This window comes from Rathayibacter sp. VKM Ac-2803, from assembly GCF_009807175.1.
In the GTDB taxonomy this organism is placed as follows: Bacteria; Actinomycetota; Actinomycetes; order Actinomycetales; family Microbacteriaceae; genus Rathayibacter.
The window spans coordinates 105,642-118,492 of record NZ_WUCD01000003.1; the positions used below are offsets into that span (position 1 = coordinate 105,642).

Genomic DNA, 12,851 nt, shown 5'->3' on the forward strand with positions numbered 1-12,851 from the left:
CCTCGGCGTGCGTTCTGCCACGCTGAGAGTGTGATCACGCTGCTCTCCGCGCCGAGCAATCTCGGGCTCCGCCCTTCTACCCCAGGCAGTGTCCCGGGCGCGGGGAAGGCGCCGGAAGCGTTCCGCGACGCCGGTCTCCACGAGTATTTTCTCAGCAGAGGAGCGCGGGACGCGGGAGTTGTCCTCGCTGGACGCTACCTGGACGACGACGCAATCCGGCCGACCGGGATCGTCCATAACGAAGCGGTGATGACGGCGCACGCTCGCCTTCTTGCGGATCGGCTTGCGCTGATTCTCGACAGCGGCGGCACTCCGCTCGTCCTCGGCGGCGATTGCAGCATCCTCATCGGCCTCGGCCTTGCCCTCGCGAAACGTGGACGAGCGGGTCTCGTGCACGTCGACGGACACACCGACTTCCGCCGGCCCGGAACAAGCGAGGACTGCGCGAGTGTCGCCGGTGAGGATCTCGCGGCCGCCATCGGGCTTCATAATCCGTCGATCGCGGACATCGACGGCGCCGGACCCTACTTTCGCGCATCCCGCGCCGTCCACATCGGGCACCGGAACGACGACGAGCATGCGGCAGACGCGCGTCAGCACCTCGGCCTCGTGATCCCGGCGAGCCAGGCGATCAGCGAAGGAGCGGCAGCGACAGCGGAGCGGGCGCGCTCGGTCGCGGAAGCCGGATACTGGCTCCAGCTCGACGTCGACGTCCTCGACCCGACGGTCATGCCCGCGGTCGACAGCCCGGACCCGGGCGGCCTGGACGCAAGCCAGCTCATCGACCTACTCCGCCGCCTCGCTCCCGCAGCGCTCGGCGCCTCCGTGACCGTCTTCGACCCCGACCTCGACCCCACCGGTGACCACGCACGCCTTCTCACCGGCATCCTCTCGACCGGCCTCGCTGACCTCGGCGCCGGCGTCTGACGCGATCACGGAACGGCTCAGCCTGGACCGGTGAACCGTAGTCGGCCGACCACCTCACAAGCTGCTGCAGCCTCGAGGGTTCCGCGGATACAAGTGGTGTTCCGCCAGGCTCTTGCCTACCCTTCTCTGAACGCGATTCCCGGGTACTCGATGATGAGCCCCGCGCTGTCGAAACGCAGATCACATGCGAACTCGAAAGTCGACGACTCGTAGTGGAACAGGCTTTGCTCCGGGCCCGTCTCGAGCAGGGTGTAGCGCTGTTCAAGACGTTCTACGCGAAGGTCTTCAGCTCGAACGAACGCCGCCGGTACGTCGACACCGACTCCCCTCACGAAGTGAAGACGGTGGAGAGGAAGTGTGTTGGTCACCGCGGACGACTCGAAATCCACGTCGACGCACCCGTCAAGATCGGGTCGCGGCTCGCCGTTCGCCGTCCATCCTCCGCTGGAGCCGCGGGTCAGAGTCAGATCGCTCTTTCCACTGTGAGTCACAGTGGTTGCGTACACCGTGGCCGTCCTCCATGAGCTGTCCACCGCTACGTCGTAGCCGACGGACCACAACGCGGAGGACTCTTGTGCAGTGGTGTGGCCGGTCAATCGATGGCCGCCGGCGCTCACGTCCTTGAAGAAGGTCACCTCGAAAGCAGCTCTCGCTCCCGTGTGGTGCCAGCTCGCCTGAGCCGGTGGTATCGACAGTCGCATGCGCGGAACCTACCGTTTCCTGTCACCCGCAGGTTCTCTCCAGGTTCACTTCGGTCGGGCGTCTGGTCAGCATTGCCGCAATACCCGGCCCCACGTCGGCGGTGCCAGGCATGGCTCACCGGGATGCCCGTCCGTCCCTCGCCGAATGGATCGCCGAGGAGCGCGGCCGACTCTCGTCGGCGCCGCTCACTCAGACGGGGCGGCGCGGCGCAGTCGCTCAGGAGCGCGTGCCTCCCACGCGTCGCGCAGAAGCTCGCCGAGGCGAGCGGGAGAGACACGCTCGAGGCGCACGAGCACACTCGGATGCCCGTCGTAATGGACGGTGGTGAAGTAGGTGTCAGGGTCCTCCTGCAGCAGCGCCTCCCGCTCGCCGAGATCTACTCGCCAGCAGACGAGCACACTGGTCTGCTCGTGCAGTCGGGCGAACATCTTCGGCCCGGCGTAGAACGCGGGAGTGCCGTAGGCGGAACGCTCCTCAACTCCGGGCAGATCGAGCGCCAGCCGGCGCACGTCGTTTTCGCTGCTCATGCCGCCAGTGTGCAAGCGAATGCCGAACAAGTACAAACCTCCGCCGAGTGGGCCGCTCGAGCACGTCTTGCCGCGCCCTTGCACGTCAGGGAGGATGTCGGGCATGGCGAACGAGCATGAGGCATTAGCGGTCTTTCTCGGCGACTGGAGCGCTTCCGGAACGGCGTACGGGGCGGACCGGCAGGGCACCGAATGGCGCAGCGTCCATTCGTCGAGGTGGCACACCGGAGACTTCTTCGTCGTCCAGGACGAGCGGGCCAACGGTCCGTTCGACACGATGAGCTTCCTGGGCTGGGACCCCGAGCGGGAGACCTATTTCTCCTGGAGCATCGAGAATCACGGCTTCGCCCGCGAGTACCTCGTCCGTCGCGACGGACAGGTCTGGACGTTCTCAGGCGAGACGGAACGAGCGACGATCACCTTCAGTGCCGACGGCCGAACACAGACCCACCACTGGGAATTCAGGCCCGACGATGCGTGGGTCACCCTCTGCGACCGTGTCGCCACCCGGGTCGACTGAACGGTGACGGCGACCCTGATGCGGCCTCGTCAGTTGTAGTCGACGTCGCGCGGGGTCCCCGCGCGCGCATTGCTCGGGCGGTAGGACAAAGCGACTGTGCTCGAGTCCTTCCACGTGCGCACTCCGAGCAGCGTCAGATCGATCTGCGGGAGGCCGGTGAACGCGCGGGCGTCGCCTCCGACGATCTTCGGGCCGACGAGCAGATGCAGCTCGTCCACCAGGCCGTGAGCGAGCAGATCGGTCCAGAGGGTGCGGCTGCCGAACACGAGGATGTCACCAGTCTCGGTCTCCCGCAGCCTCCTCAGATGATCGTGCGCGACCGAGCGCGCGACGATCTCGGTGCGGTCGCCCCAGACGGCGATATCAGCGCGCGAGAGGCTGTCGGACACCACGGTGATACCGAGATCTGTCGCGTAACGGGACGCGACGTAGCGGTCCTCCGGGATCACCTCCGGATCGTCCACCTGCTTCGGCCAGTACTGCATCATCCCGGTGTAGCTCACCGCTCCGAAGAGCAGACGGCCGGCCGCGCGGACCCGATCCGCGTTGTGCTCAGCGAAAGCGAGATCCATCGGCATCTGCGACACATCACCGCCGGCGCCTTCCGTATAGCCATCGACGCTCACCATGCTGCTGACGACGATCTTCCCCATCCGACCCTCCTCGCGCGTCAGGAACGACGAGTTCACCGATCGCCGCCCCAGCGTCCCGCCTTCGGGCGGCTGGATCAAGATCCGACCACTGCATCCCCGCGAGGCCCTCTGGACGTCGCCGCGATCCTCGTTCAAGCTGACGTCATGACCACTGACCTCGACGCCGACCAGGTCGTCCGCGACGCGACCGCCGCAGTGCGCGCAAAGTTCCCCGATCACTCCGGCGCCGAAGTCGAGGCGCTCGTGCGCGAGGAGCTGACCAAGCTCGTCGACCGACCGGTGCAGGACTACCTCTCCGTGCTCACCGAGCGCGCGGTCAAGCAGCGCCTCCGAGGCGACACCACGGACTAACCGCGCCCGCGCCCGGTCGGGCGGCGCGGTTAACATCCTCGAGAGGAGCATCCGATGAAGGTCACCGTCCTGGGAGTGCCGAACAGCGCCGGCGCGTACTGCGTGGGCGTCGAGCGGGCGCCCGCCGCGCTGCGGGAGGCAGGACTCATCGCGGCACTGCGGGCTGCGGGCGCCGAGGTCGTCGACACGGGCGATCTGACGATGCGCCGATGGTCGCCCGATCGCGAGAGTCCGTTCGCGCAGAACGTGGGCGAGGAGGCGAAGGCGATGCTCGAGCTCTCCGCGGCCGCTGCGGGGCTGTTAGCGGAGGGTGAGCGGATCCTGGTGCTCGGTGGCAGTTGCATGGTCGCCGTCGGCCTGTGCGCCGCGATGGCGGAACGCGGGGAGCGCCCACGCCTCGTCTACATCGACCGGCATCTGGACCTGAACACGCCGCACTCGACCACGGAGGGCTCCCTCAGCTGGATGGGCATGGCGCACGCTCTGGCCCTCGACGGCGCCGCCGCCGAGCTGGTCGTGGCGGCCGGCCGGCGGCCGTTGCTGCAGCCTCCGGATCTCGTGTATCTCGGAGCAGACCCCACGCGGGAGACGACCCAGTGGGAACGCGAGCAGGCCGGCGCCCTCGGTCTCGCGATCGTCGATCAAGCGGCACTCTGCGACGACCCTCGAGGCGCGGCGCGACAAGCGCTCGGGATCCTCTCCCCCGGCCCGTTCGTCGTGCATCTGGACGTCGACGTCCTCGACTTCCTCGACGCGCCGATCGCTGAGAACGTGAACGGGCGCAACAGCGGACCCACCATCGCCCTCCTCGAGCCCGCACTCGTCGAACTCCTCAGCCGTCCCGATTGCCGCGGGTTGTCGATCGGGCAGCTCGACCCCGCCCACGCGTCCGCCGAACCCAACGCGCTACCGCGGCTCGTCTCAGCCCTGGTCTCTGCGCTGACCTCCACACCGCGAGACGACTGACAGCCAGGCAGTCACCGACGGCGCAAGGAACGTATCGGTGGAGTGCAGGCCGATTCGCCAGCGCGATCCCATCGCACCTCGGCGGCGCGGCCAGCAACTGCGGACAAACGATCACGCAGTGGCCGAGGATGCTCCCATCCGGGCCTCCAGCGCCTTGAAGATCTCGCGAGCGATGTACCGCTTCACGCACCGCCGGATCTCGCGAGCCGTGCGGCCCTCAGAGGTGCGGCGATCGACATAGGCACGGGTGCGCTCCTCTGACACCATGCGCACACGGGCGACGACGTCGAGCGCGCGATTCAGTTGCCGGTCACCGCCTCGATTGAGGCGGTGTCGAGTCGTGTTACCTGACGACGCCGGGATTGGGCTCACTCCTGCGAGGGCAGCGAAAGCCGCCTCGTTTCGCACCCGACCCGGGTGGGAGTAGGCCGCGATCGCAACAGCCGCGGTCACCGGACCGACGCCGTAGATCTGCTGCACGCCAGGTGCGAGCAGCTCGACGAGCTCGGCCAGAGCTTCGCGGTTCTCGCGCATCTGTCGCCCCAATTCGATCACCGTCGACGCCAGTCGAACGGCCTCGCCTCGGATGATGCGCTGCGCAACATCGTCATGGTGTACGTCCAAGTCGGCGAGCTTCTGCACCCCGCGATCAGTGAGCGCTCGCCTGGTGTCGAGGCCGAAGTCTGCGGTGCGGACCAGCGCATTTAGCTGCTTGCGTGCGCTTGTGCGACGGATCTCCATGTCGCGGCGAGCGTCGAGCCTCACGCGAAGTGCGTTGCGTAGCCCGTCGGCTTTCGGGCGGATCAGTGCGTCGAGCTCGATGCCCATCGCCGAGGTCGCGGCAGCGATCGCGTCGATCTCATCAGTCTTGCCGCGGACGCGGCTCGACTTTTTCGGCGGACGTACCTCGCAAAATGCGACCTCGGCACGCTTCAATGCCCGGCCCAACGATGCACCGTAGGAGCCTGTGCCCTCCATCGCGAACAGCACCAACCCACCCGCAAGATCTCGTGCCCAAGCGATCGCTCTATCGATCGCCGCCGTCGTGACCGGAAACGCTTTCGTTCCGAGGATCTCGCCGGTTTTGGTGGCGACTATCGCGTAGGTGTGCGTTCGGGCGTGGGTGTCGACTCCGACGACGTGGTCGTAGTGGTGGGCGACGATCATGCGGCCTCTTCTCCTCAGGGGTCATCCGGGTGGGATGCGCCGCGGAGGCATCTCTCTAACGAGTCACGCGACCGAAGTCGCGGACAACCTTCTATCAAGCCATCGCAGCGTCACGCCGGTATTGGCTGCTCGAACGGACGGGTCCCCGCCAAGACACTGCGGTCACGAGTGTGATGAGTCACGCCCGAGCGAGCCAGAACCAGCCTGACAGCCAGCACCAGGCCAGCCGAAACCATTAGAGAGTGTGAGGGGGTCGCCCCTCACGGGCCGGCCCGAAGGCCGGCCCGCCGCCTCTCAGCTCTCGCCGTCCTCGCTCTCGTGGTCGTCGGCGTCGAGGATCGCGGCGATGCGGTGCGCGGTGGTGAGCACGCGCGCGGCGGTGCCGCGGATCACGTCGGCGTCGCAGTTGCTCCACGACGCGACGTAGCCGACGCTGTACGCGCTCGCGTCGAACCCGGCCAGCCCGGCGGTGACGAACGCGACGGACTCGGCCTCGACCTCCATCACTCCGCGGTGCTGCGCGTACTCCTCCAGGTCGTCAACGTGACCCATCAGCACGTGCGCCGTCTCGTGGATCAGGGTCTTCGCGGCCTGCTCCGGCGCGAGGGTGTCGCAGACGACGACCGTCCTCGGGGCGGGCGTAGCCGTGCGTTCCCTCGGGGAGGGTGCGACTCTCGACCGTCCATCCTTCGGCCTCGAGAGCGGCCGTCAGGGCCTCGATGACGCCGTGATCCTCGGCGCCGGTGAGCTTCTGCGCGATGTCGCGAGGATCCTCGGCGCCCTCGATGAGGTCGGTCTGCTCGATCACGAACACGGACACGAGCGGGTAGTAGGTCTGGACCTTCTGCCCCTTCTCGTCCGTGCTGGTCGTGGTGCCCTCCTCGGCCTCCTCGTCGGCGGCGACCTTCCGCTGAGCGAAGCCGAAAATCTTGATCGCCTTCTCGCCCTTGCGCACCTGGCGGCCCTTCGCCTGCCACGCCCGGAATCCGGCGACGGCGGAGGCGTCGGGGCGCTGAGCGAGGATCAGCAGGAGGTTGCCCAGGCTGTAGCGGTGGAACGAGGACGCGAACGAGAGGAACCGGCGCCACTGGTCGGAGTCGCGCAGCGCCTCGACCTGCTCGGTGATGCTCTCGTGCAGCGCGGCGGCCTGCTCGCGGCGCTCCTCCGGCGTGGTCCGGAGTGCGCGCTTCTTGGCGGTGGTCTTGCGGGCGGTGGTCGTGCTGGTCATGGCGATTCTCCCTGTGCGAGGATCGACGCGACGGGTCCCGTGGTTCTAGTCCAACTACGGGGCTTTCGTCTTGTCTGATCGTTTTTTTGTGCCTCTCCGGCGGGAAGAACCGTTTGAGTGGAGGCGGCGGAGTGACGCCTATTCCGAACGAAATAAGGGAGCTTGCAACCGCGTTCGGAATAGGTGGCACGTAGCCGCTGGAGCGAAATAGGTTTGCACCGCGGAGAGGAACAAAAAACCTCGGAGCAGCGCCGCGCAGCGGCTCCCCGTCGCCGCAGGCGACGTGCGCGAAGCGCACCCCGCCCCGGGCGGAACACCGGGGAGGGTGAGGGGCCGGCCCCTCACGGGACGGCACCGCCGGCCCTCCCCCACCGAGAGCTGAGAGCCGCTGTCGGCGCCGGATGGGACGATGGCGGCATGTGGGAGCTGGCACACCGGACGCGCGCGGAATCGGCATCGACGGTGGTGCACAGCAGCGCGGCGACGAGCGCCGATGCGATCGCGGAAGTGCGCGCGGAGATCCCAGAGGATCACGTCATCGTGTACGTGCTCCGGGTCGACGGCGGCTCGGCGTAGGGGCTATTCGACGTTCGCGCGCGCTTCGGCGTCGTTCTCGTCCGCGATGCGGACGAGCCGCTTCATCCTCGGGATGACGAAGAACAACAGGCCGATGTAGAGGGCGGTCGCGAACGCTTTGCCCAGGGCGGCGTCGGTTCCGTCGACCCATCCGGCGGCAATCCAGACACCCATCCCGGCCTCCATCAGGACGTAGGCGCGGAAGAGCTTGCGAGCGGTGCGTCCGCTCTGCCTCGGAAGGTTCCGGCCGGGCGTGCGGTACAGCGTCACGACACCGGCGAACAGGAGGACGAGGGCGATCCCGGTGAGGACGTTGGCGAGGAGGGAGTCGTACATGAGTGCTCTCGATCTACTCGGCGGCCGGGGCGGCGCTGCGGCGCTGGGTGCGGCGCTCGGCCGTCGTGACGACGGCGGTCGCGCGGGTGAGGTTGGGGCCGATCGCGTCGGCCTCGACCACTCGGCCGGTGCGGCGGTTCTCTCCCTCACCCCAGGCGACAGTGTGCTCGTAACCCACGACAATCACGCCGTCGCCCTTGTGAAGGGAGGCGAGCACGTGCTCGCCCAGCTCGAACTTCGCTTCCACGAAGTGCGTCGTCGGAGCCTCGTGCGCGGTCCACTCCCCTCCGCGGAACTCTCCCGTGTTCTCGATCACGCGCAGCTTCACGATCTGCACGCGGCCCGCCTGCACGGCCTCGGGGTCGGTGGCGAGGTTCCCGGTGATCGTCCTGGTGCTCATCTGTCGTCTCCGTAAGTTTGGTGGTGGCCCGAGGGGGCCGGATGTGGCTTATCTGTCGTCGCCGTTCGTGTGGCTCAGCAGGAGTGGCCGTCCGGTCCCCTGGGGTGCCCCTGGCCGCTAATTGAGATGTGCGTTTCGGTCGCTGTTTACGGAGATGACGGTTGGGTGCTCCTCGGGCCTACATGAGGCAGGTCACGACTGAGGAGGACGGGTTGAGTGATCAACGAGCTCACGTCTGGGTGGGCATCGATGCAGGCAAGGCGCATCACTGGGTGACAGCGATCGACGACCAGGGCGCGATGCTCTGGACGAAGAAGGTGAGCAACGACGAGGGCGCGATCCTCGATTCGCTCGCCGAAGTGCTCGCCCTCGGCGAGAACTTCACCTGGGCAGTCGACATCGTCGGCACGACATCTGCGCTGCTCCTCGCCCTACTCGCAAGCCACGGCCAGTCCGCGCTGTACGTCCCTGGACGGATCGTGAACCGGATGGCCGGCGCGTACCGAGGCGAAGCGAAGACGGACGCTCGTGACGCCTACGTGATCGCCGAAACGGCGCGGCATCGTCACGACCTGACTCCGATCAGGCTGCCGGTCGAGATCATCGCCGACCTCAAGCTCCTGATCGCACACCGCAGCGATCTCGTCGCCGATCGCGTCCGCATGCTCAACCGGCTTCGTGACGTGCTGACCGGCATCTTTCCCCGCCTCGATCGAGCGTTCGACTATGCCAAACACAAGGGTGCGCTCACCCTCCTCACCGGCTATCAGACTCCGACCGCGCTTCGCCGGATGGGGCAGGCGCGCCTGACGAAGTGGCTGAGCCGCCGAGGAGTACAAGGCGCTCCGGCGGTTGCGGAAGCCGCTCTCGAGGCCGCGAGCGGCCAGCAGACGCAGATCGGGAACGAGACGATCGCGGCGCAGATCATCGCCGACCTCGCAACGCAGATACTCGCCCTCGACACCCGTCTGCGAACGCTGGAAAGCCAGATCACCACGATCTTCCGCGCTCATCCGCAGGCGGAGATCATCGAATCCATGCCAGGGATGGGCCCGATCCTCGGAGCCGAATTCCTCGCCGCAGCCGGACAGCTCGACAACTACGCCGATGACGGTCACCTCGCCGCAGCGGCTGGGTTGATCCCGGTGCCTCGCGACTCCGGACGTCGGACTGGGAACATGCATCGGCCAAAGCGATACAACCGACATCTGCGCCGCTCGCTCTACCTCTCAGCACAGACCTCAATCATCCGCGAAGGACCGAACCGCGACTTCTACCTCAAAAAACGTGGCGAAGGGTACAAGCACACGCAGGCACTACTCGCTCTCTCCCGACGGCGCGTGAGTGTGCTCTGGGCCCTACTGCGCGACAACCGCACGTTCACCCAAGCACCTCCGATTCGCGCTGCGTAGATCATCTGTGCGGCCGCCCGGAGACCGGCTCGTAACCCCCCGCGTAGTCCGATCGACGGGCGCGAGACAGGACTAGGTGCACTGCCGGCCAGCCCCTTCACGTAGCGAATGCAGGTCAGCTGGCCTGCGAAGCCGCCGACCGAATGACCTCGGCGAGGTCGCGGTGTCGGCTCCACATCGGCCAGTGCCCGGTGGGGAGATCGATGATCTCGACGTGTTCGAGATTCGCGACCTCCGCGAACATGGGGTGGCCTGCCTGGACCAGCTCCATGACCTGCTCGCCCGAGATGGAGCAGCACACCAAGGTCGTCGGGACGCCGTGGCGAGCATCGTTCACGAGCTCGACGGGCTGGCGGAGCACTGAGGCGGGCTCCGGGACGGCCCTCGCCCGGAATCGCTCAAGGACCTCAACGCTCAGGCCTTCAAGGCTCGCCTGCTGCCCGAGGGCATCGAACGAGGGCAGAGGCAGCTCTACGAGCTCATCGGGAAAGTCCGGGGCGAACACGCTGCCGTTCGCCACAGGGCCGGAGTCGACCCACACCACCCGGGAGACGAGCTCGGGGTGCCGGTCGAGGATGAGGCTCACGGGGGCGTTGGCCCCGCTGTGCGCGACGAGAATCACGGGCTGATCGCCGTGCTGAGCGATCAAGTCTCGGATGGCTGCTGCTTGGTCGTCGAGAGTCTTCGACGCGCGATTAGTGTCGTCGACGTCGAGCCCAGGCAGAGTCATCGCGATTGCGTGAGTGTGGTCAATTTCGAGGTGTTCGAGGACTTCGTCCCATGCCCAAGCTCCCAGCCAGTGGCCTGCGATGAGAAGGATGGACGGACTGCTCGTAGTAGTTGTCATGCCACAACCCTCTCGGCCCTGGGAGACAAGAGTGTGTCACTATTTCTGTCATGAATGCGCCTGGGCCTGATCAGTGAGGCGAGCCGAACGCCTCCATGCCCTGTCCGAGATGTTGCGTCGCAGCGGCTCGCGGGGCGTCTCCGCTGAACGCCTGGCACGGGAATTCGAGGTGTCGGTGCGCACCATCAAGCGAGACCTCGATGCGCTGGTGAACAGCGGCGCGCCGATCTGGTCCCGCCCGGGTCCGGGCGGTGGATATGGACTGGCGAAGGGCGCGTCTCTGCCTCCCGTCACCCTGTCCCCTGCCCAGGCCGTGGCGCTCATGGCGGCCGTATCCGCCACACGTGATGCTCCCTACGCGGATCTCGCTGCCGCAGGCATCAGGAAGATCATGGACGTCCTCGATCCCAGAACCCGAGCACAAGCTGACGAACTGGCCCAACGCGTCTGGGTGAATGCGCCTGCTTTCCCCTCTCGCGCAGTCAGGTCAGCACTCGAGGAGGCAATGGTCGAGCAGCGGGTGACACGCATCCGCTACACGTCACGAGACGGCACCACGACCACCCGTGACGTCGAACCGGTGCTGTTCGCTTCCACGAGCGGCCGGTGGTATCTGGTCGGGTGGTGCCGTTTGCGCGACGCGATGCGATGGTTCGCGGTGCCACGCATCGAGCGAGCCAGCGTTACCAAGGCCGCCTGCAGCGGCCACACCATCCACGAGGTCGGGGAGCCCCCTGAGAACGCCAGACCGGTCCACGGCTGAGTGATTGCCTCGATCAGCCTCACCGGTCAGTGCAACTAGGCCGCCTTGACGTACTCATTGAGACTCCTGCTCGTTCGGTTCGTGGGTCGTCCCGTCGACGTCGGCGGGATCTCGTTCGCAGCATCGGCCGCGGGGGTGTCGGTGGGGGGCGTCTCGATGCCCCAGGACGCGAGAGCGTCGCGCCGGGTGACCTCGACGGGCGGCTCGGACAGCGCCCTGCGCTGCTCGAGCTCGGCGCGCGTCACGGCGACGCTCGGGAGACGCCGCTCGTCGCCGTAGGCGAGGCGGTAGTACCGATCCGCCTCGTTCTCCAACCAGTCGACCTCGCCCTGACGGTCCGCGCGACCGGCGAGGTACCCGGCCCGGTACTCGTCGCTCGAGGCGTCCGGGCCGGTCACGCTGCGTGCTTCTCGATGAGGTCGGGGCGGAAGCCCGACCAGTGGTCCTCGTCGCTCGCAACGACCACCGGGGCCGCGGAGTAGCCCAACTCCTCCGTGACGTAGGCGAGCGCGGCGGGGTTGGTCGTGATGTCGACGGTGGTGTACTCGATGCCCTTCTTCTCGAGCACCCGGTAGGTCATGGTGCACTGCACGCACGACGGCTTCGAGTAGACGGTCAGAGCCACGGGTCCGCCTCCTTCCAGTAGTCGGCGTGGTCGTCGAACTCGTCGATGTTGCCCTGTGTGGAGTGCATGAAGAGCCACCAGTCGGCCGCCTCGTGGTGACCGGCCTTCTCGAGCATCTGCGCGATTACGGTCACCTTCGCGCAGGAGAGTGTCGGCGCGATCGCCCTCGCAACGTCCACGCTCGCGAGAGCTGCGGCGTAAGCGTCAGCGGCGGCGAGGAACGTGGCGACCGCTTCGCTGTAGTCAGCATCGGCGGCAAGGTACGTCGTGACGGCTTCGGTGTTTTCCGGCTTGGTCATCGCTGGGTTCCTTCCGGGGTGTGGTAGGCGTCGCCCTCGTCGTCGTCGGTGGCGTGCTCCGCGATCCACAAGTTTGCGGCCTCTCCCCTGCCTGCGGCTCGCAGGAGTCCGGCGAGGGCGTCGACCTCACTACAGTTCAGCCGCGCAGCGACGTCCCCGGCAAGGTCCCAACTCGCGAACATGTCTAGGAACGCCGCCAGGGCTTCCTCCACGCTCGGCGCCGGTGCGTCGGGTGTCACTCCCCTGGAGTCGATAGCAGGCGCGAGAAAGGCGATCAAAGCCTCCGCGAACGGGGATCCGTCCTGCTCGATCGCCAGCGCTCCGGGGGCGGCCGTCCCGGGCGGGCAGAGCGTGTTGCGGGCGTCCTCGAGGATCTCCGCGTCGGTGGCGGTGTCGTAGTCCGCGCTGGCCGCGCGCTGCGTGGTGCAGATGAGCGCGAGCTGCTCGGGGGTGGCCTGGCCCGTGTTGATGGTCATGTTGTTCTCTCTCTCCCCCCGTTTCTTTGCCGGGATTCTCAATCAGGTTTGTCAAGCCAGCGAGGGCTGTCTGTCT

The 12,851-nt window shown here is 67.1% G+C and carries 19 protein-coding genes and 1 pseudogene; 7 read left to right on the top strand and 13 right to left on the bottom strand.

Translation table 11 applies throughout. The features are described 5' to 3' along the window. The first annotated feature begins 30 nt into the window (after positions 1 to 30). Positions 31 to 927, top strand: a complete 897-nt coding sequence (locus GRS96_RS19420) for an arginase family protein (RefSeq protein WP_107576082.1) — start codon at positions 31 to 33, stop codon at positions 925 to 927. Positions 928 to 1,043: 116 nt separating this feature from the next. Here GRS96_RS19420 and GRS96_RS19425 read toward each other — a convergent pair whose 3' ends face one another. Then, positions 1,044 to 1,562 carry a putative glycolipid-binding domain-containing protein gene (locus tag GRS96_RS19425; protein ID WP_159989459.1) on the bottom strand — a complete coding sequence of 173 codons (519 nt, stop codon included), beginning with the start codon at positions 1,560 to 1,562 and terminating at the stop codon, positions 1,044 to 1,046. 252 nt (positions 1,563 to 1,814) lie between these two features. Beyond that, positions 1,815 to 2,261 (bottom strand): MmcQ/YjbR family DNA-binding protein, encoded by a 447-nt coding sequence (locus GRS96_RS19430; protein WP_236553722.1) that lies wholly within the window; start codon positions 2,259 to 2,261, stop codon positions 1,815 to 1,817. On the opposite strand from GRS96_RS19430, the gene GRS96_RS19435 reads away from it, so the two are divergent. Then, positions 2,260 to 2,676 (top strand): DUF1579 family protein, encoded by a 417-nt coding sequence (locus tag GRS96_RS19435; protein WP_159989460.1) that lies wholly within the window; start codon positions 2,260 to 2,262, stop codon positions 2,674 to 2,676. The two genes, GRS96_RS19430 and GRS96_RS19435, sit on opposite strands and share 2 nt — an antisense overlap. Positions 2,677 to 2,705: 29 nt before the next feature. Here the strand turns inward: GRS96_RS19435 and GRS96_RS19440 are convergent, their stop codons facing one another. Continuing rightward, a complete protein-coding gene (locus GRS96_RS19440; protein ID WP_159989461.1) occupies positions 2,706 to 3,329 on the bottom strand; it encodes a dihydrofolate reductase family protein in 624 nt (207 codons plus the stop codon). Between the two features lie 144 nt (positions 3,330 to 3,473). On the opposite strand from GRS96_RS19440, the gene GRS96_RS19445 reads away from it, so the two are divergent. Continuing rightward, entirely contained in the window at positions 3,474 to 3,680 is a 207-nt protein-coding gene (locus GRS96_RS19445; RefSeq protein ID WP_159989462.1) for a three-helix bundle dimerization domain-containing protein, read from the top strand. Positions 3,681 to 3,734: 54 nt separating this feature from the next. Then, positions 3,735 to 4,646 carry an arginase family protein gene (locus tag GRS96_RS19450; protein ID WP_107576088.1) on the top strand — a complete coding sequence of 304 codons (912 nt, stop codon included), beginning with the start codon at positions 3,735 to 3,737 and terminating at the stop codon, positions 4,644 to 4,646. A gap of 111 nt (positions 4,647 to 4,757) precedes the next feature. Here the strand turns inward: GRS96_RS19450 and GRS96_RS19455 are convergent, their stop codons facing one another. From GRS96_RS19455 to GRS96_RS19460, 3 genes and pseudogenes are all read right to left on the bottom strand, one after another. Then, positions 4,758 to 5,813: an IS110 family transposase gene (locus GRS96_RS19455; RefSeq protein ID WP_107576089.1), complete on the bottom strand. Its 1,056-nt coding sequence runs from the start codon at positions 5,811 to 5,813 to the stop codon at positions 4,758 to 4,760. 294 nt (positions 5,814 to 6,107) lie between these two features. After that, positions 6,108 to 6,404: pseudogene (locus tag GRS96_RS20730) on the bottom strand (ArdC-like ssDNA-binding domain-containing protein); the annotation flags it as partial. Next, a complete protein-coding gene (locus GRS96_RS19460) occupies positions 6,352 to 7,041 on the bottom strand; it encodes an ArdC family protein (RefSeq protein ID WP_236553723.1) in 690 nt (229 codons plus the stop codon). The pseudogene GRS96_RS20730 and the gene GRS96_RS19460, both read right to left, overlap by 53 nt. A 417-nt stretch (positions 7,042 to 7,458) precedes the next feature. On the opposite strand from GRS96_RS19460, the gene GRS96_RS19465 reads away from it, so the two are divergent. Beyond that, positions 7,459 to 7,617 (top strand): hypothetical protein, encoded by a 159-nt coding sequence (locus GRS96_RS19465; RefSeq protein WP_159989463.1) that lies wholly within the window; start codon positions 7,459 to 7,461, stop codon positions 7,615 to 7,617. A gap of 3 nt (positions 7,618 to 7,620) precedes the next feature. Here GRS96_RS19465 and GRS96_RS19470 read toward each other — a convergent pair whose 3' ends face one another. Both GRS96_RS19470 and GRS96_RS19475 read right to left on the bottom strand, forming a co-directional pair. Further along, the gene (locus GRS96_RS19470; RefSeq protein WP_107576090.1) at positions 7,621 to 7,953 is read right to left on the bottom strand and encodes a hypothetical protein; all 333 of its coding nucleotides are present in this window, start codon (positions 7,951 to 7,953) and stop codon (positions 7,621 to 7,623) included. A 13-nt stretch (positions 7,954 to 7,966) separates the two neighbouring features. Beyond that, complete coding sequence (locus GRS96_RS19475) at positions 7,967 to 8,353, bottom strand: single-stranded DNA-binding protein (protein ID WP_159989464.1); 387 nt, start codon at positions 8,351 to 8,353, stop codon at positions 7,967 to 7,969. A gap of 182 nt (positions 8,354 to 8,535) precedes the next feature. Between GRS96_RS19475 and GRS96_RS19480 the strand changes: the two genes are divergently transcribed. Next, on the top strand, positions 8,536 to 9,765 hold the full coding sequence (locus GRS96_RS19480) for an IS110 family transposase (protein WP_204162187.1): 1,230 nt from the start codon (positions 8,536 to 8,538) through the stop codon (positions 9,763 to 9,765). Between the two features lie 115 nt (positions 9,766 to 9,880). On the opposite strand, the gene GRS96_RS19485 is transcribed toward GRS96_RS19480, so the two are convergent. Then, entirely contained in the window at positions 9,881 to 10,612 is a 732-nt protein-coding gene (locus GRS96_RS19485; RefSeq protein WP_159989465.1) for an alpha/beta fold hydrolase, read from the bottom strand. A gap of 73 nt (positions 10,613 to 10,685) precedes the next feature. Between GRS96_RS19485 and GRS96_RS19490 the strand changes: the two genes are divergently transcribed. Further along, positions 10,686 to 11,375, top strand: coding sequence for a helix-turn-helix transcriptional regulator (locus GRS96_RS19490; RefSeq protein WP_159989466.1), 690 nt, complete (start codon positions 10,686 to 10,688; stop codon positions 11,373 to 11,375). A gap of 35 nt (positions 11,376 to 11,410) precedes the next feature. Here GRS96_RS19490 and GRS96_RS19495 read toward each other — a convergent pair whose 3' ends face one another. From GRS96_RS19495 to GRS96_RS20735, 4 genes are read right to left on the bottom strand one after another with little or no spacing between them, the layout of a single operon-like run. Further along, the gene (locus GRS96_RS19495; protein WP_159989467.1) at positions 11,411 to 11,773 is read right to left on the bottom strand and encodes a hypothetical protein; all 363 of its coding nucleotides are present in this window, start codon (positions 11,771 to 11,773) and stop codon (positions 11,411 to 11,413) included. Continuing rightward, positions 11,770 to 12,000: a glutaredoxin-like protein NrdH gene (gene nrdH / locus GRS96_RS19500; protein WP_107576092.1), complete on the bottom strand. Its 231-nt coding sequence runs from the start codon at positions 11,998 to 12,000 to the stop codon at positions 11,770 to 11,772. The genes GRS96_RS19495 and nrdH overlap by 4 nt, the downstream gene beginning before the upstream one ends. Then, the gene (locus GRS96_RS19505) at positions 11,991 to 12,299 is read right to left on the bottom strand and encodes a hypothetical protein (protein ID WP_107576093.1); all 309 of its coding nucleotides are present in this window, start codon (positions 12,297 to 12,299) and stop codon (positions 11,991 to 11,993) included. Before GRS96_RS19505 ends, nrdH begins: the two co-directional genes overlap by 10 nt. Beyond that, the gene (locus GRS96_RS20735; protein WP_211315693.1) at positions 12,296 to 12,775 is read right to left on the bottom strand and encodes a hypothetical protein; all 480 of its coding nucleotides are present in this window, start codon (positions 12,773 to 12,775) and stop codon (positions 12,296 to 12,298) included. The genes GRS96_RS19505 and GRS96_RS20735 overlap by 4 nt, the downstream gene beginning before the upstream one ends. Positions 12,776 to 12,851 lie beyond the last annotated feature (76 nt).